This window comes from Halogranum rubrum (genome assembly GCF_900114455.1).
GTDB lineage: Archaea > Halobacteriota > Halobacteria > Halobacteriales > Haloferacaceae > Halogranum > Halogranum rubrum.
On sequence record NZ_FOTC01000001.1, the window covers coordinates 51,870 to 72,040 of the forward strand.

Annotated in this window: 23 protein-coding genes and 1 tRNA gene; 12 read left to right on the forward strand and 12 right to left on the reverse strand. The window is 63.7% G+C overall.

Annotation, left to right across the window (positions count from 1 at the left end; all coding sequences use genetic code 11):
- From BM083_RS00265 to BM083_RS00275, 3 genes are read left to right on the forward strand one after another with little or no spacing between them, the layout of a single operon-like run.
- The gene (locus BM083_RS00265) at window positions 1–276 is read left to right on the forward strand and encodes an ArsR/SmtB family transcription factor (protein WP_009733177.1); all 276 of its coding nucleotides are present in this window, start codon (window positions 1–3) and stop codon (window positions 274–276) included.
- Window positions 277–282: 6 nt separating this feature from the next.
- A complete protein-coding gene (locus BM083_RS00270) occupies window positions 283–579 on the forward strand; it encodes a DUF8036 family membrane protein (protein ID WP_009733176.1) in 297 nt (98 codons plus the stop codon).
- Between the two features lie 45 nt (window positions 580–624).
- Window positions 625–1,305 (forward strand): SOUL family heme-binding protein, encoded by a 681-nt coding sequence (locus BM083_RS00275; protein WP_218148938.1) that lies wholly within the window; start codon window positions 625–627, stop codon window positions 1,303–1,305.
- 26 nt (window positions 1,306–1,331) lie between these two features.
- Here the strand turns inward: BM083_RS00275 and BM083_RS00280 are convergent, their stop codons facing one another.
- Genes BM083_RS00280 through BM083_RS00290 form a run of 3 tightly spaced genes read right to left on the reverse strand, consistent with a single transcriptional unit; the run spans window position 1,332 to window position 4,747 of the window.
- The gene (locus BM083_RS00280; protein WP_089864260.1) at window positions 1,332–1,763 is read right to left on the reverse strand and encodes a hypothetical protein; all 432 of its coding nucleotides are present in this window, start codon (window positions 1,761–1,763) and stop codon (window positions 1,332–1,334) included.
- Window positions 1,760–2,968: an outer membrane protein assembly factor BamB family protein gene (locus BM083_RS00285; RefSeq protein ID WP_089864262.1), complete on the reverse strand. Its 1,209-nt coding sequence runs from the start codon at window positions 2,966–2,968 to the stop codon at window positions 1,760–1,762. The genes BM083_RS00280 and BM083_RS00285 overlap by 4 nt, the downstream gene beginning before the upstream one ends.
- 42 nt (window positions 2,969–3,010) lie before the next feature.
- On the reverse strand, window positions 3,011–4,747 hold the full coding sequence (locus tag BM083_RS00290) for a sensor histidine kinase (RefSeq protein ID WP_089864265.1): 1,737 nt from the start codon (window positions 4,745–4,747) through the stop codon (window positions 3,011–3,013).
- Window positions 4,748–4,895: 148 nt separating this feature from the next.
- Between BM083_RS00290 and BM083_RS00295 the strand changes: the two genes are divergently transcribed.
- Window positions 4,896–6,128 (forward strand): MBL fold metallo-hydrolase, encoded by a 1,233-nt coding sequence (locus BM083_RS00295; RefSeq protein WP_089864267.1) that lies wholly within the window; start codon window positions 4,896–4,898, stop codon window positions 6,126–6,128.
- Here BM083_RS00295 and BM083_RS00300 read toward each other — a convergent pair.
- Window positions 6,125–6,532: a hypothetical protein gene (locus BM083_RS00300; protein ID WP_089864270.1), complete on the reverse strand. Its 408-nt coding sequence runs from the start codon at window positions 6,530–6,532 to the stop codon at window positions 6,125–6,127. The two genes, BM083_RS00295 and BM083_RS00300, sit on opposite strands and share 4 nt — an antisense overlap.
- 99 nt (window positions 6,533–6,631) lie before the next feature.
- On the opposite strand from BM083_RS00300, the gene BM083_RS00305 reads away from it, so the two are divergent.
- Complete coding sequence (locus BM083_RS00305) at window positions 6,632–7,981, forward strand: bifunctional metallophosphatase/5'-nucleotidase (protein ID WP_089864272.1); 1,350 nt, start codon at window positions 6,632–6,634, stop codon at window positions 7,979–7,981.
- A 75-nt stretch (window positions 7,982–8,056) separates the two neighbouring features.
- Window positions 8,057–8,497 carry a VOC family protein gene (locus BM083_RS00310; RefSeq protein WP_089864275.1) on the forward strand — a complete coding sequence of 147 codons (441 nt, stop codon included), beginning with the start codon at window positions 8,057–8,059 and terminating at the stop codon, window positions 8,495–8,497.
- Between the two features lie 28 nt (window positions 8,498–8,525).
- On the opposite strand, the gene BM083_RS00315 is transcribed toward BM083_RS00310, so the two are convergent.
- Together BM083_RS00315 and BM083_RS00320 are read right to left on the reverse strand one after the other, a co-directional pair.
- Complete coding sequence (locus BM083_RS00315) at window positions 8,526–9,467, reverse strand: DMT family transporter (protein WP_089864278.1); 942 nt, start codon at window positions 9,465–9,467, stop codon at window positions 8,526–8,528.
- A gap of 310 nt (window positions 9,468–9,777) precedes the next feature.
- Window positions 9,778–10,065, reverse strand: a complete 288-nt coding sequence (locus BM083_RS00320; RefSeq protein WP_089864281.1) for a DUF6360 family protein — start codon at window positions 10,063–10,065, stop codon at window positions 9,778–9,780.
- A 105-nt stretch (window positions 10,066–10,170) separates the two neighbouring features.
- Here BM083_RS00320 and BM083_RS00325 point away from each other — a divergent pair, with 105 nt between their 5' ends.
- Together BM083_RS00325 and BM083_RS00330 are read left to right on the forward strand one after the other, a co-directional pair.
- Window positions 10,171–10,473 (forward strand): HalOD1 output domain-containing protein, encoded by a 303-nt coding sequence (locus BM083_RS00325; protein WP_089864283.1) that lies wholly within the window; start codon window positions 10,171–10,173, stop codon window positions 10,471–10,473.
- Between the two features lie 105 nt (window positions 10,474–10,578).
- On the forward strand, window positions 10,579–10,998 hold the full coding sequence (locus tag BM083_RS00330) for a DUF7522 family protein (protein WP_143085645.1): 420 nt from the start codon (window positions 10,579–10,581) through the stop codon (window positions 10,996–10,998).
- A gap of 49 nt (window positions 10,999–11,047) precedes the next feature.
- On the opposite strand, the gene BM083_RS00335 is transcribed toward BM083_RS00330, so the two are convergent.
- Window positions 11,048–12,826 carry a nitrite/sulfite reductase gene (locus tag BM083_RS00335; RefSeq protein WP_089864289.1) on the reverse strand — a complete coding sequence of 593 codons (1,779 nt, stop codon included), beginning with the start codon at window positions 12,824–12,826 and terminating at the stop codon, window positions 11,048–11,050.
- An 87-nt stretch (window positions 12,827–12,913) separates the two neighbouring features.
- Window positions 12,914–13,237 carry a DUF8134 family protein gene (locus BM083_RS00340; protein ID WP_089868234.1) on the reverse strand — a complete coding sequence of 108 codons (324 nt, stop codon included), beginning with the start codon at window positions 13,235–13,237 and terminating at the stop codon, window positions 12,914–12,916.
- A 218-nt stretch (window positions 13,238–13,455) separates the two neighbouring features.
- On the opposite strand from BM083_RS00340, the gene BM083_RS23895 reads away from it, so the two are divergent.
- Window positions 13,456–13,590: a hypothetical protein gene (locus tag BM083_RS23895; protein WP_009733161.1), complete on the forward strand. Its 135-nt coding sequence runs from the start codon at window positions 13,456–13,458 to the stop codon at window positions 13,588–13,590.
- A 102-nt stretch (window positions 13,591–13,692) separates the two neighbouring features.
- Entirely contained in the window at window positions 13,693–14,376 is a 684-nt protein-coding gene (locus BM083_RS00345) for a DUF7119 family protein (RefSeq protein ID WP_089864292.1), read from the forward strand.
- On the opposite strand, the gene BM083_RS00350 is transcribed toward BM083_RS00345, so the two are convergent.
- The gene (locus tag BM083_RS00350; RefSeq protein ID WP_089864295.1) at window positions 14,349–15,617 is read right to left on the reverse strand and encodes a M20/M25/M40 family metallo-hydrolase; all 1,269 of its coding nucleotides are present in this window, start codon (window positions 15,615–15,617) and stop codon (window positions 14,349–14,351) included. The two genes, BM083_RS00345 and BM083_RS00350, sit on opposite strands and share 28 nt — an antisense overlap.
- A gap of 92 nt (window positions 15,618–15,709) precedes the next feature.
- Between BM083_RS00350 and BM083_RS00355 the strand changes: the two genes are divergently transcribed.
- A tRNA-Lys gene (locus tag BM083_RS00355) sits at window positions 15,710–15,824 on the forward strand.
- Between the two features lie 566 nt (window positions 15,825–16,390).
- Here the strand turns inward: BM083_RS00355 and BM083_RS00360 are convergent.
- From BM083_RS00360 to BM083_RS00370, 3 genes are all read right to left on the reverse strand, one after another.
- Window positions 16,391–16,609 (reverse strand): hypothetical protein, encoded by a 219-nt coding sequence (locus BM083_RS00360; protein WP_089864298.1) that lies wholly within the window; start codon window positions 16,607–16,609, stop codon window positions 16,391–16,393.
- A 97-nt stretch (window positions 16,610–16,706) separates the two neighbouring features.
- Window positions 16,707–17,336, reverse strand: a complete 630-nt coding sequence (locus BM083_RS00365) for a DUF4397 domain-containing protein (protein WP_177197499.1) — start codon at window positions 17,334–17,336, stop codon at window positions 16,707–16,709.
- A gap of 126 nt (window positions 17,337–17,462) precedes the next feature.
- Entirely contained in the window at window positions 17,463–17,999 is a 537-nt protein-coding gene (locus BM083_RS00370; protein WP_281244168.1) for a deoxyuridine 5'-triphosphate nucleotidohydrolase, read from the reverse strand.
- Between the two features lie 126 nt (window positions 18,000–18,125).
- On the opposite strand from BM083_RS00370, the gene BM083_RS00375 reads away from it, so the two are divergent.
- Window positions 18,126–20,102 carry an aconitate hydratase gene (locus BM083_RS00375; protein WP_089864306.1) on the forward strand — a complete coding sequence of 659 codons (1,977 nt, stop codon included), beginning with the start codon at window positions 18,126–18,128 and terminating at the stop codon, window positions 20,100–20,102.
- Window positions 20,103–20,171 lie beyond the last annotated feature (69 nt).

Below are 20,171 nucleotides of genomic sequence, written 5' to 3' on the forward strand. Positions count from 1 at the left end.
ATGGAGAAGGCGCTCTGGTATCTGTTGGCCGGAATGCGCGGCGGTGAGAACCGCGCGCGAATCATCCGCGCCCTCTCGGAGCGTCCGCGAAACGCCAACCAACTCTCGGACGTCCTCGGCGTCGAGTACAACACCGTCCGATACCACCTCGATTTGCTCCTCGACCACGACATCGTCGAGAAGGGCGAGGAGTCCTACGGGACGATGTACTTTCTCACCGACCGCTTCGAGCAACACCGCGACCAGTTCGAAGAGATTCTGACGAAGATGGACTAACCCACCATGGCAATGAGTACGACCCTCACGATTGCGACCGCGCTGTCCGGCTTGAGCATCCTGCTTCTCTTCGTTCTCACGGGAGTGTGGGTCCGAAACTACCGGACGTTCGAGTCGACGCTGACACTCGGCCTCATCGCCTTCGGGGCGGCGATGCTCTTGGAGAACGCACTCGCCATCTACTTCTTCTTCAGTACGACGATGCTCTACTCGGGCGACCCGGTCGTCCAGACGGCTATCCTCGCGCTCCGGAGCCTCCAACTCCTCGCCATCGCCTTTCTCACCTACGTCACGGTGAAGTAGGCGACAGGTTTTGTCGTTGGCGCACCTTCTCTCTCTGTGCAATACCTGTCGAAAGAACTGAAGGGACTGCTCGCCGTCGGCGGCGGCGCACTCGCCCTCTGGGTCGGTTGGGGGCTGTACGTGAACCGAACGACCGAACGCGTCCCCTACGATACACTCGCTTCGTACGACGACGTCGAGATACGGCGCTACCCGCGGACTATCCTCGTCGAGACGACGGCCGAGAGCGGCGAAGCGGCGTTCCGCCGCCTCTTCGACTACATCACCGGCGCGAACGAGTCGAGCGAGGAGGTGTCGATGACCGCACCCGTCGCCAGCGACGGTGAGAACGTCTCGATGACTGCACCGGTCCGAACAGAGAGCGCAGAGAGTGAAGCGGTGTCGATGACTGCACCGGTCCGGACGACTGACGACGGCGGCGACGTGACCATGTCGTTCTTCCTCCCCGCCGACTACACGCCGGCGACGGCCCCGACACCGACGGACTCTCGTGTCAGACTCGTCGTACAGCCACCGCAGATTCTCGCCGTGAAGACGTTCTCGTGGTGGAGTTCCGAGACGCGCGTCGCCAAACAGCGCGCGGTTCTGCTCGACACACTGGCCGAGTACAGTCTCGAACGCCGCGGCGGCCCGTTCCTCCTGCAGTACAACGACCCCTACACGCCGCCGTTCATGCGACGAAACGAAATCGCGGTCGAAGTCGAGTGGGACGAGGACGACGCGTAGTCACTCACCAGTCTCACCAGTCTGTCTCATCGCTCTGTCTTCGCCAGTCGCCGCACGTCGTCGACGCCGACGGTACTAGCGAGACCGGCGAACGCGAGGACGACGAGGTAGAGGAGTACCCCACGAATCACCGGATAGAGCGACCCGCTGAGTCGAGCGTCGGGGGCACCGAAGACCAACGAACAGAGGAGAAAGCCGACGAAGGTAGCGATGCCGAACACCCACGCGCGGCGGACCGTCGGAGCGACTCCGGCCAATTCGAGCACGACGACGAGCGCCACCGTGACCGGGAGCGACCACATCGTCGTGGCGTTCCACGGTTCGTTGACGAGCAGGGGCGCGACGACGAGTGAGAGACCGACGCCAACCGCTTGGTTCAATCCGAACACGACGAGGAGCGAGCGTCCGAGCGTCTTCGCTTCCCGTTCGACTCCGTTCCACAGGCCGTCGTCGCTCATCGCTCGCCCTCCTGGAGCGCGACGATACGCTGACCGCTCCCGGCGTACAGCGTCCCGTCGGCCAGTGCGAGGGAGTCGGGACCCTCGCCCGGAACGCGGCGGCGGAACCGCTCCGTCCCGCCTTCCGCTTCCAATCCGACTACCGTGGGACCCGCGACGACGTACAGCGTGTCGCTCGTCACGACCGGACTCCTCGTGAGTTCCAGTCCCGACATCTCACGTTCCCACTGCGTCTCGCCGGTCCGACGGTCGAGCGCGAACACTCGCTCGGTTCCGGGCGAGACGACGTACACCGTCTCACTGTCGACACAGGTCTGCAAGCCGTCGTCTTCGGTGCCGAGGTCACGCTTCCACTGCGTCGACCCGTCGGCGAGCGAGAGCGCGTAGAGCGTCTGCGTCCCGTGGAAGACGGTCCCGTCCGAGACGGACGGAAGGTGCCAGTACGGGTCGTCGACGGCGAGGTTCCGCGTCCATCGTGTCCGGCCAGTCTGGGCGCGAACCGCGCCGAACGTCGCGTCCGAGTCACCCGCCGCTACGCCGACGACGACGCCGTCGCTGTACGCCTGTGGAACAATCGTCGGCGGCGAGTCCGTCCACCGGGTCAGTCCGGACTCGGTGTCGAGTGCGACGAGCGTCTCGTCGTCGAGACGCGAGGTGAAGTAGACCGTGTTGCCGGCGACGAGGACGTTCTGGAAACTCCGCGACGTCCGGTACTGCCAGCGTGACTCTCCCTCGCCGTCGACGGCGAACAGGCTGACACTGCCGCTGATGTAGACGCCCTCGTCGCCGACGACGGGGTGGCTCTGGACGAACTGCGCCTCACCGCCCAGAAGGCTTCTCGAGTCGAACTCGTACTGCCACGTCTCTGCTCCCGAGTCGGCGTCGAGCGCGTGGATAGTGTTGCGCGTCGCCGTGTAGACGGTCCCCGAGTCGACGACCACTGGTGTGTCGATGCCCGGGAAGAAGTCGTCCAACTCGTGGGTCCACACGACGCCGACAAACTCGGTCGGGCCGCGTTCGACGAACCCCGTTCGGCCGGGGTCACGGCCGGCCATCGGCCACGTCTCGTCGGCGATAGTGGTGTCGAGTCGTTGTGGACTGCGGAACCACGTCGAGTCGAGGAGACCGACACTGGCCGCTGCCGCCGCCCCGCCGAGCGCGAGGAGGCCGCGTCTGGAGATGGGGAGAAGGCGGGTCGAGGGCATCACGGAAGAGAGGCGACGACGTCGCCACTTATCAACGCTCCGTTACGAAGTGGTCGGGCGCTCCACTTCGGCGTCCACCAACTCGACGTTGGTGAAGGAGATGCGCGCACCACCGTCGGGTCCGTTGCTCATCGTGACGGTCCAACCGTGTGCGTTCGCAATCGATTCGACGATTGCAAGTCCGAGCCCCGTTCCCGATTTTGCCGTCGTGTATTCGTAGTCGAAGACCCGTTGGTGTTGGTCGAGTGGAATCCCCGGTCCGTCGTCCTCGACGTAGAACCCGTCGACGAGACGACCGAGTGTAATCGTCACCGCACCGTCGCCGCTTCCGACGGGAGGGTCTGACCCGCTCCGACTCTTCGCGGAGCCATGCTCCACGGCGTTGCGAACGAGGTTCTCGAAGACGTTTCGCAGGCGGGTCTCGTCGGCGTACAGGACGACGTCAGCGTCCAGTTCGAGTTCGTATCTGGCGCCGGCGGTCGTCGTCGTCTCCCACGCGTCTTCGAAGATGTCGACGATGCGGACTCGCACCAGTTCGTGGTCGTCTATCGCTCGTCCCTCCCGAGCGAGCGTCAGCAAATCACTGATTATCTGATCCATTCGGTCCAGTGCGCTCTGTGACCGTTCGAGATGCTGGAGGTCTCCACTCTCGATAGTGACGTCTATCCAGCCCTGTGCGACGTTCAGCGGGTTCCGGAGGTCGTGTGAGAGCGTACTCGCGAACCGTTCGAGTTGCATCGTCTGTTGTTCGAGATCGCGGATGTGCTGCTGACGCTCCGTCACGTTTCGGATGATTACTCCGTATCCCCGAATCGACGTATCGACGGTCAGTAGCGAGGCGTCGACGGTGTACTCGTCTAACCTCCCGTTCTCGTAGGTGGTGAACGAATCAGTGAACGAGTCGCCGTCGAGGAGATGCGGGAGAACCTCTACGAGCGGGGACCCCGTCGCACCCACCAGTTCGGGGAACGCTCGCTTCGCCGACTGGTTGTAGTCGAGGAGGTGGTAGTCGGGGTCGACCACGAGGACGATTTCGTCTAACTCCTCGAACACACGCTCGCGTGCCAGTGGGACCACGTCGAAGAGTTGGTGTCGAAAGACTGCCCACGCGACGAAACTCAGAGATACCGTCGACCCGACGATGAACGCACCGTTCAGAGGACCTGGAACCATTCCGAGACCCCACAGTACGAGGATGACGAGTGGCATCGTGAATCCGGCGAGCAACGTCGCTGTTCGGCGACTACTCCGTGACGGACCGAACAGGAGGTGGTAGCCCAACACGCCGATTCCGGCCAGATGGAAGAGCGTCATGCCAGTGGTAAGAACGAGAAACAGAAGCGTTGGCTCCCCCTCGACGTAGGGAAACGGGTCGGTGACGACCCGATAGCTACGCCACACTGCCCGATGCGTGGTGTTCGTCACCTCGAGCGTAGCCGTACCGACGAAGTAGCCGACGATGAGGCCAACCACCGGCCGAGAGAGTATCCGTGTCCGGTTCGCGTAGGCCAACGTGAAGGCGAACCACACGACGTTGATGGCGACGAGCGTCGTATTGTGTATTCCGTAGAAGACGAAGGCTAGCGACTGACTTGGTGCGAGCAGTTCGGCGACGACGACCAGGCCGACGATTGGATGCAGCAACAGCAGGACGGTGAACAGTCGGACGGCCTGTTCGTTCGCACTCCGCGTTCGTAACCAGACGGCGACGCCGACGTTCACTGCGCTCGATAGAAATAGAACTCCTATGTAGAATGTCTCTAAGCGCAGATAATCCATATGAAATATCACTATTTCCCGGTTACAATAAATATTGCTTCGGGATTTTGACGACTGATGGCCTATTCGGGTTCTCAGCGACACCCAACTGGGCCTCGGCGTTCACGAACCGATGGATGAAAACCGTCTGACCCACTACCGGGACGTAATGAAACTCCAGTTTCTCGGTGGGGCGCGCGAGGTTAACAAAAGCGCCATTCTCGTCGACGACTCCCTGCTCTTGGACTACGGGATGCTGACGGGCAACCCCCCGCAGTACCCCGTCGACTCACCGGACCCCGACGCCGTCGTCGTCTCTCACGGGCATCTCGACCACGTCGGCGCGGTGCCGACGCTCCTCTCGGGCGACCGACGACCACCCATCCACTGGACGCCGCCGACGCAGGAACTCGCGCTCACGCTCTCTCGTGACACCCTCAAACTCCACGGCGGAACCTACGACTGCCCGTTCACCGAGACACACGTCCAGCGGATGACACAGGTGTCGAACCCCCACGAATATGGAGAGACGTTCGAGGCGGCGGGCTACGAGGTGACGCTCTTCAACGCCGGCCACATCCCCGGCAGTGCGCACGTCCTCGTCGACGACGGCGACACCCGACTGCTCTACACCGCCGACTTCCACACCGACGACCAGCGGCTCGTCTCCGGGACGACCGACCGACCGGACGCCGACGTCGTCGTCTGCGAGAGCACGTACGCCGACGTGGACCACGAACCTCGCGAGGTAGTCGAGAACCGCTTCGTCGAGAGCCTCCAGACGACGATGTGGGAGGGCGGCACCGTCGTCGTCCCGGCGTTCGCCATCGGCCGGACACAGGAGATGTTGCTCGTGTGCGACGCCCACGACTTGGAGTGCTACGTCGACGGGATGGGCAAGGGCGTCACGACGATGCTCCGGAACTACCCGGCGTTCGTCCGCGACGCCGACGCACTCAGAAAGGCGAAGTCCCACGCTCGGTTCGTGACGGGGCGAAACGGCCAGCGAAGACGTATCGCCGAGCAGAACACCGTCATCGTCACGACGAGCGGGATGCTCTCGGGCGGGCCGGCGATGACCTACATCCCCGAGATTCGCCGCGACCCGACGAACAAAATCACGATGACCGGCTATCAGGTCGAGGGGACGCCCGGCCGCGAACTCCTCGAACGTGGCCGCGCCGACATCGACGGCCGTATCATGCCTATCGCCGCGCAGGCCGAATCCTACGACTTCTCGGCGCACGCCGACCACGACGGCCTCCGCGAGTTTCTCACCGCCTACGAGGGCAGCGAGATTCTCGTCAACCACGGCGACAACTGCGAGCACTTCGCCGCCGAATTACGCCACGACGACTACGACGCCAGCGCGCCCGAAGTGGGCGACGTCGTCGAAGTTTAACGCTTCAACCGCCGGTATCTCACCAGCCGTCGAACCCCGACGACGAGTGCGAGCACGCCGACGAACACGAGTCCGTCGGCGAGGAGACCGGTTCCGATATCGATGCCGAGAGACGCGAGCGACTCCGGCGTCGACCCGACGAAGACGAGTGCAGCGCCGACCGTAGCAACCGCGAGACCCCTCGCCAGCGACGGTTCGTCCGGGTTGCTTGCGGCTTCGAGGCGGCCGTACTCCTCCAGACTCACGTACACGACCTGCCCCACGTGGACACGCTTGCCACTGGCGTCGGCGACGCGAAGCAGCGTGACTCGGTCGTCTGCGACGCCGACCACGCGGTACGTCCCCGCGTCGACGGGTGTGCCCTCGCTGCGGACGTGGTCGTAGGGTCGGGGGGCGACTGACACGAACGGCCGTTCGTCGTGGGTCGGTAAATAGCTCTCTCGCTCTCTCGACGCACCCGCGACGACGCTACAACTTTACACCGTCTGGCCGACTGCTGAGCTATGTCTCTCCGTCTCCTCCACTACTCGGATATCGAGAACGCGTACGACGACGCCGCACGCATCGGCCGACTGGCGGGAGTCATCGAGTCTCGCCGCGACGACCGGACGCTCGTCGTCGGCACCGGCGACAACACCGCGCCGGGTGTGCTCGCACTCGAAACCGAGGGACGACACGCCCTGGAGTTCTTCGACGCTATTGCTCCTGACGCCGAGACGTTCGGCAACCACGACTTCGACTTCGGGCCGGCGAAGACGCGCGACATCGTCGCCGACTCGCCACAACCGTGGCTGAGTGCGAACGTCTACGAACCGGACGGTGAGCGACGATTCGCCGACGTCTCCGCCTCGCTCGTCGTCGAACGCGACGGAACCCGCGTCGGTTTGTTCGGTCTGACCGACCCGAAGACCCCGTCGATGTGTCCCGCCGCGGGCGACCTCGTCTTCGCCGACCCAATCGAGGCGGCCAGCGAGACAGTCGCCGACCTGCGTTCCCGCGGTGTCGACCACGTCGTCGTCCTCTCACATCTCGGCGACGGCGACGACGAGTTGGCTCGCGCCGTCGACGTCGACGCGATTCTCGGCGGGCACCTCCACAGCGAACGGTGTGACTTCGTCGACGGGACGCTACTCACTCGACCTGGCGCGAACGGCGGGGTGCTGTGGGAGGTCGAACTCGGCGAAGAAGCGGCGACTGCGACCCGTCACGACGTGACCGAGGCCCCTGTCGACGACTCTGTCGCCGACCGCCTCCGTGCTCGGATGGACGCGACCGGACTATCGGACGTGGTCGCCCACGTCTCGAACCCGGTGATGCGGAACCGAGAACACCGGTACGACGGCGAGTGCCGTATCGGCAACCTCGTCGCAGACGCGTACCGCTTCGTGACGGACGCCGACGTGGCGTTCACGAACACCGGAGGACTGCGTGACGGCCCGCCGCTTTCGGGCGACGTGACCGTCGCCGACCTCGTCGGTCTCTCGCCGTTCGCTGGCATCCTCCAGACGGCCGAAGTGAGCGGTGGGGACCTACGGGCGCTGGTCGAGTGCGCGGCGACACCGCCCGAGCGTCTCGCACACAAACGCTGGTTCGGCCACGTCTCGGGGCTGGAGGTGGTCTGGGACCGCGAGGCGATGGAACTCGTCGAGTTGACGCATCGAGGAGAGCCAGTCGACACAGAGGCGACGTACACGCTCGCTACGAACGGATTCGTCGTCGACACCGAACAGTTCCCCGCGCCGACGCCCGACGACGTCGTCGCCGACCACGGCGTCCAGTACGACGCTATCGTCGCGTACGCCCGCCAGTGCGGACTGGACGTGGAACTGGACGGCCGACTGCGCGACGTCTGAGTTCGAGCAAACGTCTCCGACCGAGACTGACCGAACGAGCACTTTTGCTCGACGCCGATAGAGAAGAGACGAGCTATGGGTTTCGAAGCGCTCCACCACGTCGTCCTCGTCGTCGAGAATCTCGCCGAGGCGGAGACGTTCTACTGCGAGTTGTTCAAGATGGACGTCCGGTTCCGAGAAGGCGAACGCGACGGCGACTACGGCAGAGTCCCCGACCATCCCGATTGGGAGACTGCCGTCGCCGACGGTGTCACACCCGCGATGTCGTTTCTCGGGAACGGCGCGCTCTCGTTGGCGCTCGCCGCGAGCGACGACCCGGTCGAGGGTGGCCGCGTGGACCACCTCGCGTTTCAGGTCAACGAGTCGTTCTTCGATTCGTTCTCCGACCGCGCCCGGTCACTCGGTTGTGCAGTCGACGAACGTGAGACGACGGCGTTCGTCACCGACCGCTACGGGATGGAGTGGGAGCTAAAGACGAGTTCACCGCCGCCGACCTGTCCGTTCGAGGAGATTTGACGGCGCGGCGCTGCGAGCGACTCAGTCGTCAGTCGTCGCTCTCGAACCGTCTCGCGTCGTATTCGGCCGTCGTGACGAACCGTTCGACTTCCGACTGCAGTTGGTGGCGCTGGAGAAGTCCGAACCCGGCGAGGATGACGCCGAAGCCGACGAGCGTCGTCGCGGCCAGTTGCTCGCCGAGGAGTCCCCACGCCGTCACCGCCGCCACCGCGGGCACGGCGTAGGCGACGAGGTTGGCGCGAACCGGCCCGGCGTCGGCGATGAGGAGGAAGTACGCGCCGTAGGCGACGGCCGTACCGGGGACACCGACGTAGATGATGGCGGCGAGCGTCTCGGCCGTCAACGGAACCGTCGCCGCCGACTCACCGAGAACGAGACTGGCGGCGTGAAGTCCGAGTGCGCCGACGAGCATCGACCACGCCGAGAGCGGGAGCGTCGCCAGTCGTGGGCGAGCACGCTGGAGCAGGACACTCCCGAACGAGACGCTGAGTGCGGCGACGAGCACGAGCGACTGGCCGATGGCACCCGTTCCCAACTGGTCGGGTGAAGGCTGGACGATGACGACGACGCCCACTAAGCCCAGAAGGATGCCGGCGGCGTCCCAGCGAGCGAGTCGCTCACCGAGGAGGAGGTAGGCGAACACCGGCGAGACGACGGGCATCATGCTGTACATGATGGCTGCCGCGCCGCTGGCGGTGTACTGCTGGCCGACGAACAGCAACGCGTTGTTGATGCCGACGATGAAGACGGCGCTGGCGGCGATGCCGAGAGCGTCTCCACGGGTCCGTGGGAGCCACGAGTCGAAGGTGACGGCGACGAACGCCAAGAGGAGGACGGCGGCGATGTCGAAGCGGAAGGCGGCGAAGAGGACCGGCGGGATAGTCGCCAATCCGGCTTTGATGGCGACGAACGAGGTGCCGAGACAGACCGACGCCGCACCGAAGAGAGTGAGTGTTCCGCGAGAACTCATCGCCGCACCCCCGGTTTCGGGACGCCTGCATTTGGGGTATTGCAGGCACCGAAACCGGGAGTCCTGGCGGCGATACGAGAACACACGTCGAGAGAGTGATAGCCCATGTGTTTGGTTCCTCAACTAATAATCGGGTCCACTACTACTTATTTTCACTGGGAGACGATTGACCGTGACAAAGAGTTACTCACCATCGTCAAAAACCAACATGGTTGTCACCGTGTATCGTGTGACGTGTGTCGTGTGTCGTGTAATCGTCTCGTACGAAGGAAGGGACAGAAGAAACGGCGTCGTCTCGGCTACTCGTCTGCTACTCGTCCGCTTGGGCGGCGTCGACTCTGTCGGCGTACTTCTCTAACTCGCCCGCGAGCGTCCGGGCTTGTTCGGCGGAGAGCGTCACTCGGTCGGCGTGGGCCGGAAGATACGCTAACTGGGTGTTGTCGAGTTCGAACTCGAGTTTCACGTGGTCGGGGTTCTTCCGTGGTGCGGTGACGTTGAGCACTGCGAACGCATCTTCTTCGAAGTCGTGGCCCGTCGCGGTGCCGTCGAGCATGTCGAACGTGGTGTAGGCGTTGATACGCAGGAGTCGGTCGGGCATGGGTAACTCTGGTACCTTCGTGTGCAAATGGTTGTCGTCACGCTCGTCACACGACGTTTCGTGTCACGGGAAAGATTTATCTTCTTTCACAGAATTTATTGTATCATGATGGGAAACCAAGTCTCTGTCCAGCCAGAACAGCGCTTGGTTCACCTGACGCGTCACGCTCGCGAGAGCGGCGAGTCGCTGAGTACTGCCGTCGCATCGGCCGTGGCGGCCGCCGACGACAATGACCCGGCGGAGACGTCGTGGACGCTCACCGAGTACGTCGACCCGGACGCACTCGACTCGCTCTTCGACCGCTACAGCGACGTGACAGATGGGGTGTGGCGCTTCGAGTTCGCCATCCACCGCTACTGTGTCGTCGTCGAGGGAAGCGGTATCATCAGCGTCTATCGACGACTGTGACTCACGACCCCTCGTCTCTCGACGCGACGACGGACGAGACCCCCAGTACCTCACACTGACGTGTCAGTCGAAACTGTCTTTTGTGTCTGACTGTTATCATTCAGTATGTCTTCTACTGTGAGCGCCGCGAGCGGTAGCGCCCTCCGCGAGCACGTCCACGACGTCGTCGACGACGACCTCAGGGCGGTGATAGCCTACTCGGGGTCTGGAAGTATCGAGTACGTCTATCTTCGCCCCGGACTCAACTACCAACTAGAACAAGAGAGCACCGAGGCCCGTGACGACATCCTCGAAGAACTCCTCGTCGAGTCGCTGGCGAAGTCGACCAGCGAGGACTCGTTCGACCTCGGGTCGCTCAACTGTGCGGTCCGGTTCTTCGACGACGCTACCGTCGTCCACTGCATCGTCAGCGAAGGAGCGGGTGTCGCGTTCAGCCTCGAACCCGGGACGCTTCTCGCAAACCAGTCGCTCCTCGACGACTGTCTAGAGATCGTCGGCATCGACGCTCCGGCGTCGGCCGAGTAGCGCAGAAGAAGTGCGAGGAAATGCGGGAAATGCGAGTGACTGACGGCGCTCAGTCGTCCGCCTGCAGCGAGTTACCTTCGCCGTCGGTCGGCGCGGGACTCGCGTCCATGGAGTCGTCGTCGGCGTATGGGTACCACGTCATCTTCGTGTTGTGCATCATCGGGTCCTCGTAGCTGGTCTCTTCGGGTTCGACGAGGTCGGCGAGCGCCTCCTCGTCCGTCCGCTCGACGAACTCGCGGAACGTCTCGTCGCCTTCTCTCTCGTCTTCGAAGTTCGCGAGCAGGTTCTCGATGGCTCCCGGCACCTCGTCGACGGGGATACGCTGCGCGACCCAGTCGGCGAAGTTCGGATTCTCGCCGAGACCGCCGCCGAGACCGATGTCGAGCGCCTCGACCGGTTCGCCGTCCTTGCGGGTCTTCATGCCGCGCAGGGAGACGTCCGCAATCTGCGGTTGGGCGCAGGAGGCCGTACAGCCCGAGAGGTGGATGTGGAAGTCTTCGACACCCTCGGGAAGTTCGACGTTCTCCTTCAGCCAGCGAGCGTAGCGCACCTGTCGGTTCTTCGTCTCCACGATAGAGAGCGAACAGAACTCGGTGCCCGTACAGGCGACCGAACCACGCATGAACGGATGCGGGTCCGGCGAGTAGTGTTCGAGCAGGTCTTCGCTCTTCAGCGCGTCGAGTTTCTCCTCGGGGACGTCGGTGATGATGACGTTCTGGCGCTGCGTGACACGAACTTCGCCGGAGCCGTACTCGTCGGCGACGCGGGCGAGTTCCTTCGTGTCGTCGACGCCCATTCGACCGACGAGCACGTCGAGACCGACGTAGTAGTTGCCGTCTGGCTGTTCGTGGATGCCGACGTGGTCGGAGTGACCGCCGTTGGCGTAGCCGGAGTTGTAGCTGTACTCCGAGCGCAGGTCTTCGCCCGCCGTCTCCAGTTCGTAGTCGACGTACTCCTCTTGCAGGACGTTGCGGAACTTCTCGGGACCCCACTCGTCCATCAGGAACTTGATGCGGGCGTTGTAGCGGTTCTCCCGGTCGCCGTTGTCGCGGAAGAGCGCGGAGATGGCACCCGACACCTCGGGGGCCTGTTCGGGCGTGACGAAGACGTCGATGTCGCGGGCGAGTCGTGGTTCGTTCCGCGAGAGACCGCCGCCGACGCGGATGTTGAACCCTTTGACTTCATCGCCGTCGATTTCCTTCGTTGCGGGTTCGAGTGCGAGGTCGTTGATGTCGCCCTGTCCACAGCCTTCGCGGCAGCCGGTGACGGAGACCTTCCACTTCCGGGGGAGATTCGAGTGGTCTTCGTTGCCCTTGTACTCCTCGTTGAGTTCCATCGCGACGGGCAGTGCGTCGACGTGTTCGTGTTTGTCCTTGCCGGCGACGGGACAGCCGACGATGTTACGCCACGAGTCACCACAGGCCTGCTGCGTCGACAGCCCGACCGATTCGAGTTTGTCGAAGATTTCCGGGATGTCTTCGAGTTTGATCCAGTGCAGTTGGATGGACTGACGGGTCGTCCAGTCGACGTAGCCATCGCCGAAGATTGGGTTGTCGGCGGGGCCACGAGCGTACTCGTCGGCGACTTCCGCGACGACTTCGGTCTGGCCCGGCGTCAGCACACCGTTCGGCGTCCCGATACGCATCATGAAGTAGCTCTCTTGGCCGTTGCGCTGGTGGTACAGTCCCCACCACTTGAAGCGCTCGAACCACTCGTCGTGTTCGTCTTCGGGAATCGAGTCCCACCCCTGCTCTGCAAATTCGAGGAGGTGGTCTCGAATCTCGTTGCCGTACACCTCCGACTTCCAGTTTTCGACGTCCGTAGGCATCTCTGGACAGCCCTTTCTTACGCACACGTAAGGTGGCGCGTATGCCGTCAACCCTTCCCGGTGCTCCCGCAAACAGGAGAATGTTGCTTATTCTTGGTGTTCTGTCACGCCAGTCGGTGCGAGGACGCTCTCGCGGTCGATGTCGCGGAACTCGCCGTCGACGATTCGCCCGACGGGAAGCCATTCGGTCGTCGACTTCTCGCCACAAGCGATACACTGTCCGTAGACACGCACCTCGACGGTTCGGCCGTCTACACCCACCTCGATGAAGTTCTCGACGACCATATCGGGGAGGGTACACGCACAGAACGTCGGGTCGACGAACCGCCAGAGTTCACTCACGCTGACCTCTCTGTGGTCGTTGACCGAAATCCAAGCACCGTCGTCGAGGATGCGAAGGGCGACAGCCATGCCCTCCCCTTCGTCGTCCACCCACCTGTAGCAGTCGGCAACTGCAAGCACTGCGGCGACTCCACGACGGGAAGGTCCGTGAAGGTATGGCACCTGTCGCGTGATTTCGGTGAAACAGCGTGTCAGAGATAGCGGCAAGATAGTCTCGAAAGCGGGAGCAGAGGTGAAGGTTACGCATAGAGGCGGCCTTATGACTCTTCTCGCCTAACGAGGTGATGATGAGTGAGCCCGCAACCGAACTCGACGCACCCGACGAACGCGACGACGCACACCTCCGCAATCTCGAAGATGGTTCCGGGTGTACAGAAATCTGGGAACACCTCTCGGAGCGCCGGGAGGAGAACGAGGAGTAGCGAGTCGCGACTTCGGCCTCGCCGCTGTCGAACCGGTTCTGCTGTCTGCGACCCTTACAACAGCGAGATGTTTTTGATAGCTACCACACAACGAGACACTACATGAGAGACCAGTCGCCCGGGGGAGGACTCCCTGCCGACCGTGAAGAACCGGTCGGTGCACCCGTCGTCCGGGCGGACCCGGCGATTACCGGCGAGCGCGCCGCCGAGGCCGTCGGATTCGACCCCGACGACCCCGAGAGCGTCGCCGACGCCGCCGAGACAGTCAGTGCCTTCGCACAGAACACCGTCGGTGCCGAGGACAACGTCTACATGCTCCGCGGTGCCGCGGCGTGTGCAGCACTGGTCCGAGGCGTCGGCTCGTACAAGGCGGCAGCGGAGCGAACAGATGGCGTCGCCTCCATCGCCTTCATCCGAAAGTGGGCGCGAGTCCACGACCTACCGCAGTCGATTCGCCGGCACGTCGCTCGCGGCCACATCGCGCCGACGGCGGCGAAACACATCGCTCGCGTCCCCGGCGAGGCGCGGTTCACACTCGCGTGGGCGACCATCGACAGCGACCTGACCGTCCGCGAGGTCCGCGCCATCGCCAGTGAGGTCAACGACGGAGCCGACCCGCTCGACGCGCTCCAAAGCTATGGCGTCACCTCCGGGCGACTCACGCTCGACGTTCCCCCGGAACTGTACAACGAACTTCGCCGGCGCTCGTCCGTCGAGAACCGAGCACCTGGCGACGTCGTCGCCGAGGCACTCACCGACTACTTCGAGGAGCCTTCGGAGAGATAACGCCGCGCCGTCGCAGCGATGGTGGTTCTCGCCTGTTCGACGTCCGGCCAGTGGACCGTCTCGTCGGGGAAGTGCGCCTGTTCTATCGTTCCCGGTCCGAAGACGACCGTCGGGATTCCCGCAGCGACGTAGTGTCGCGAGTCAGCCCCGTAGGTCGCACCCTGTGGCTCCGTCTCGTCGAGTCCTGTCTCACGCATTCCGTCCTGTAGCGCCGCCACGACCGGTTCGTCCGGGTCGGTCTCGGCCGGTTCGAACTGGATGGTGAACCGCTCGAACGTCGGTGGATGCTCGGAGAGCCACTCGCTGTCGGCGACGACCTCGGCCAGTCGGGCTTCGTACTGCGCTTCCACTTCGTCGACGGTCTCGCCGGGCGCGACGCCGATGCGAATCTCTGCAACTAACTCGGCGGGAACGGTAGAGGACCACGACCCAGCGTGGACGGTGCCGAAGCAGATTGGCCACGGAATCGGGAACTCGCCGTACAGCGGATGCGTCACCGACTCGCTTCGTTCGGCTTCCAACGCCTCGAAGGCGTGGCGCACCGTCTCGAAGTGCGGCAGGACGGACTCGCCGACCCACCGCGTCGCAGCGTGCGCCGACCGCCCCGTCAGGTGGAGTCGCTTCATCACCGTTCCCTCCGTCGCCGTCACCGCCCGCAGGTCGGTCGGTTCGGCGACGAGTGCGGCGTCGCGTTCGAAGGGATACGGGTTGTCGAGTGTGGCCGCGGCGGCACCGATGCCGCCCTCCTCTTCGCCCGCGACGCTCTCGACGACGACACGACCGTTCAGTCCGTCGCTCTCTTCGTCTGCTTCGCCCTCTCGCAACGCGAGCGCCGCGAACACACAGGCGGCCAGTCCGGACTTCATGTCGGCCGCACCGCGCGCTCGGAGGTCTTCTCCCTCCTCGCCGACCCACGTCGGTTCGAACGGGTCGCTGGTCCACAGGTTGCGTTCGACGGGGACTACGTCGACGTGGCCGTTCAGCACGAGCGTCGGTCCCGCGTCGGCGTCGCCGAATTCGAGGACGCCGGCGACGCTCGGGCGGTTCGCCACCTCGATGTCGCCGGGGTCGTCGGGAAAGGAGGGATGTTCGGCCAGACGCTCGGCGTCGGCGGTCCACTCGTACGTCTCGAAGCCCAACTCGTTGAGTCGTTCACGGACCCACGTCTGCGCGTCCGCCTCGTCGCCGTCGGTGGTGTCGAATCGGAGGAGTTCCTCGGTGAACGTCCGGATGTCGGTCATGGTCGATTCGACGTGGAAAGAGTGCGTAAGGGCTTCGGGATTCTCGGGCTAATCGTAAACGCTTAAACCGTAGTACGGGAATGTGTGAATGAGGGCCGGTAGCTCAGTTCGGCAGAGCGTCTGGCTTTTATCGTGACTACGCGAGCGGTTTTGCGCGTGGTTGCGGGAGACACCAGACGGTCGGGGGTTCAAGTCCCTCCCGGCCCGTATTTACTCCGCGAGCGACAGCGAGCGGTGTTACTCGAACGCGGGAGGACTGAACCCGACGAGTCGCGCACAGCGAACGAAGTGAGCGAGCACGTCTCGGCTCGGTTCAAGTCCCTCCCGGCCCGTTTCTACGGAAACCTACACGACGGCGAGCACCTCGTGTGCTCGTCACTCGCTCGTTGCTGTGTGCGGCGACGTGGGACTTGAATCAGGGAGCGAACGTCAGTGAGCGACCGTGGTTCAAGTCCCTCCCGGCCCGTACCAAATCCGCGAGCGACAGCGAGCGGTGTTGGACAAACGCGGGAGGGCTTGGAGTAGACCAGTCGCGCGCAGCGAAGCGAGCACGTCTGGGCGTAGTTCAAGTCCCTCCCGGCCCGCTTCGTTGGATGTGCGCGAAACAAGCGAGTACTCGCTACCTCAGAAACCGTGCGAATGCTGGCACCTCGAAAGCCCCGAGGCAGTGGACTCGGGCTACTCGCTGCGCCCTTCGCTCACTCCGTTCACGGGAACCTCGCGTGCGTGGTTCGCGACACGCAGGTCGCGAAGCCACGCGCCACGGCGGTTGGTCAGTGCTTTCGTAGCCGCTTGTTGCCATCTCGCTCCGCTTCCAGTTCCCCAATCCGTGCTTCCAGCGACTCGACTTGCTCGCTCAGCGTCGCCAACCGCCCGCCGACCCACGTGCCGACGGGGAAGGCGAGAACCGCCCCGACTGGACCGGCCATCGACCAACCAGCGAGTCCGAAGGCGACACCGAGACCGAGCACTTGCACGTCTGCACGATTCATGACGGATGGATATCGTGTTCGCTATTAACTCGTTCTGCGCTCGTGAGTTCGAAAACTCCAGAAAACCCGAGTCGGTGGCGTGCGCTGCCGACAGTCGTCAGTATGCGCGCCCACGCTTTCCAGCACCCTTCGCCGCCGGTGACCCGGCGTCGCGGGTGACGATTGCCTCCAGGGACTTCGCGGTGTCGACCCCGAACACCGTACAGGTCTCGCCGCCGTTGAACTCGCAGTCAGGCAGTTCGACGACGACGTCGTCGGTGCCGGCCCAGCAGACTTCGAGGTCGTAGGTGCCGGCGTCGACGGGTTCGTAGTTGCTCGTCTTCCGGAAGCCGACGTTCTCGAACAGCGTCCGGCCGTCGGTGGTTCGGACGTCCACCTTCTGGGCGTCCGGCGAACAGTGGACGAAGCGTGCGTGACACTTCCCCTGCGGAACGGTGCCGTTCTCGTCGGTCAAGACGAGCGGTTGGATATCGTCCGAAAACCCCGTCGCGAGGACGGTGTAGTCCTCTCCGCGTTTCACCGTCAGGGTCTCGTCGACGAGCGCCGCCGAACGCTCCTCGCCGTTCGGGGTGATTGCGACGTCGTACGTTCCCGGTTGTAGCGACGCGTACTCGCTGACGTTTCCGAACGTGACGTTGTCGAACGCTCGGTCGTCGTCGAGATAAACGTCTACTCCGGCCGTGTCCGGACAGCAGTGGCCGATTCGGATCTGTGTGGTCTCTGGCATTGTCTCTCTCCTCCGAGGAGACATCGCTCGCAGAGGGCTTTATGGTGGCTAGACTGTTCGGTGAAAGATGTCTTTCTGTCCTCACGAGGTCGTCGGCGTCACGAACCGTCTCTCGGAGTCGGCGCGCTACTCCACCAGATTCTCGCCCTGATAGCTTCCGTCGTAGGCGTCGTCGTGGTTGCCTTCTGCGAGAACGAGTTGGGCGATGCGGGCGTCGCGTTCGAGTTCGATGTCGTGGTGCACTTGGAGCAGTCCCTCGCCGCGACCCTCGTAGCCGGCGTCCCAGACGGCCGTGTTGAGCATACAGGAGTTCCGCATCAGCGACGACCGAGGGTAGATGAAGCCGACGTGGCCCTCGGGGATGCGAACTCGCTCGGCGTACTGGACGATGTATCCCCCGGCCGGGAGGTAGTACGAGTCCGCCCCGTCGTCGCCTCGTTCCTCACGCTCGATGGGTTGTCGCTCACCGATCTCTTTTCCGTCGACGCCGATGCGGCCGGGGTCCAGTTGCTCGAAGACGGTGTCGAGCGTGAGGTCGACGCCGTTCGGCTGAATCTGTGCCTTAGTGAGTGGACTGACGTGCTCGGCAACGAACGACCCGGATTTGAACATAGTCGACGCTTCCGTCGGTAGCGGAAAACGCTGCCGACTCGCCCGACGAATTCACAACTCACAACCGAGTTATTGTATGTCTCTCCGCGAAAATTGCCATACGGCGCTCGTTTCACATGGTAATTGAAACGGAAACACGCGGGATTTATATCCGCCGAGGAACGACCAACGGACGTTATGGGACAGACGCTCACAGAGAAAATCCTTGACGACCACCTCGTCGAAGGTGACCTCACGCCGGGTGAGGAAATCGGTATCGAGATCGACCAGGTCCTCGCGCAGGACACGACCGGGACGATGGTCTGGCTCCAGTTCGAGGCACTCGACCTCGACGAGGTCCAGACGGAACTCGCCGCACAGTACTGTGACCACCAGACGTACCAGTTCGACTTCAAGAACACGGACGACCACCGCTTCCTCCGCTCGGCGGCCGGCACGTACGGTGCGTACTTCTCCCGCCCGGGCAACGGTATCTGTCACAACGTCCACAAGGAGAACTTCGCCGCACCCGGCAAGACGCTGCTCGGGTCGGACTCCCACACGCCGACGCCCGGTGGCCTCGGCGAACTCGCAATCGGTGCGGGTGGTCTCGACATCGCCGTCGCCATGGGTGGCGGCGCGTACTACGTCGAGATGCCGGAAGTCGTCAACGTCAAACTCGAAGGCGAACTCCCCGAGTGGGCGACCGCGAAGGACATCGTCCTCGAGATGCTCCGTCGCCTCAGCGTGAAGGGCGGCGTCGGCAAAGTGTTCGAGTACACCGGTGAAGGTGCCGCCTCGCTCACCGTCCCCGAGCGCACCACCATCACCAACATGGGTACCGAACTCGGCGCCACGTCCTCCATCTTCGAGACCGACGAGCAGACCAAAGACTACCTCGAACGGCAGGGCCGCGGCGACGAATACGTCGAACTCACCGCCGACGAGGACGCCGAGTACGCCGACGAAGTCGTCATCGACCTCGCCGACCTCGAACCGCTCATCGCCAAGCCGTCGATGCCGGACAACATCGTCCCCGTCCGCGAAGTCGCCGGCGAGAAAGTCGAACAGGTCATCGTCGGTTCCTGTACCAACGGCGGCTACGAGGACGTCCTCCCGGCCGCGAAGATGGTCAAGGGCCGCGAAATCGCAAAGCACATCGAGATGATCGTCGCACCCGGTTCCAAACAGGCCGGCGAACTCCTCGCCCGTCAGGGCTGGACCGCCGAGATGATGGCCGCAGGCGTCAACGTCTCCGAAGCGACGTGTGGGCCGTGTATCGGTATCGGTCACGTCCCCGCCTCGGACTCCGTCTCGCTGCGTACCTTCAACCGCAACTTCGAGGGTCGCTCCGGTATCGAGGACGACTCCGTCTTCCTCTGCTCGCCGGAAGTCGCCGCCGCCGCCGCCCTCAAGGGCGAAATCGTCGACCCGCGTGACCTCGCCGACGAACTCGGTGACCTCGACGCACCCGGCATCGAGCTCCCCGACAAGTACGACGGCTCGAAGTCCGACATCATCACGCCCGACGAGGCAATCGACGACGAACTCATCAAGGGTCCGAACATCGGGAACGTCCCCCTGAAGGACGAACTCGCCGCCGACATCGAAGGCGAGACGCTCCTCCACATGGAGGACAACATCACGACCGACCACATCATCCCGGCCACGTCGGACATCCTGAAGTTCCGCTCGAACATCGAGCGCCTCTCGGAGTTCACGCTCTCGCGTGTCGACGACAGCTTCGCACAGCGCGCGAAAGACGCCGACGGTGGCGTCCTCGTCGCGGGCGAGAACTACGGCCAGGGTTCCTCGCGCGAACACGCCGCGATGTGTCCGATGTATCTCGGCATCGAGGCCGTCTTCGCACAGTCGTTCGCCCGCATCCACAAGGCGAACCTGTTCAACTTCGGTATCGTCCCCCTCACCATCGACGAGGAGACGTACGAGAAGATCGAGCAGGGCGACGACATCGCAATCGTCGACGACGTCGCCGAGGCTGTCAGATCCGGTGACGAGGAGTTCACCATCCGCGTCAACGACGACTGGGAAGCCACGGCGAACCTGAAGGCCTCCGAGCGCGAGCGCAAGATTCTCGCCGCCGGTGGCAAGCTCTCGTGGACGAAGCAGCAGTACGAAGAAGGCTCGGGCGGCGCTGCCCCTGCAGACGACTAAGCTTCACCACCCACCAACCGTCCCATTTTTTCGGTGTCTCGCTCCCAGCGTGAGCGTTCGCTCCCTCTC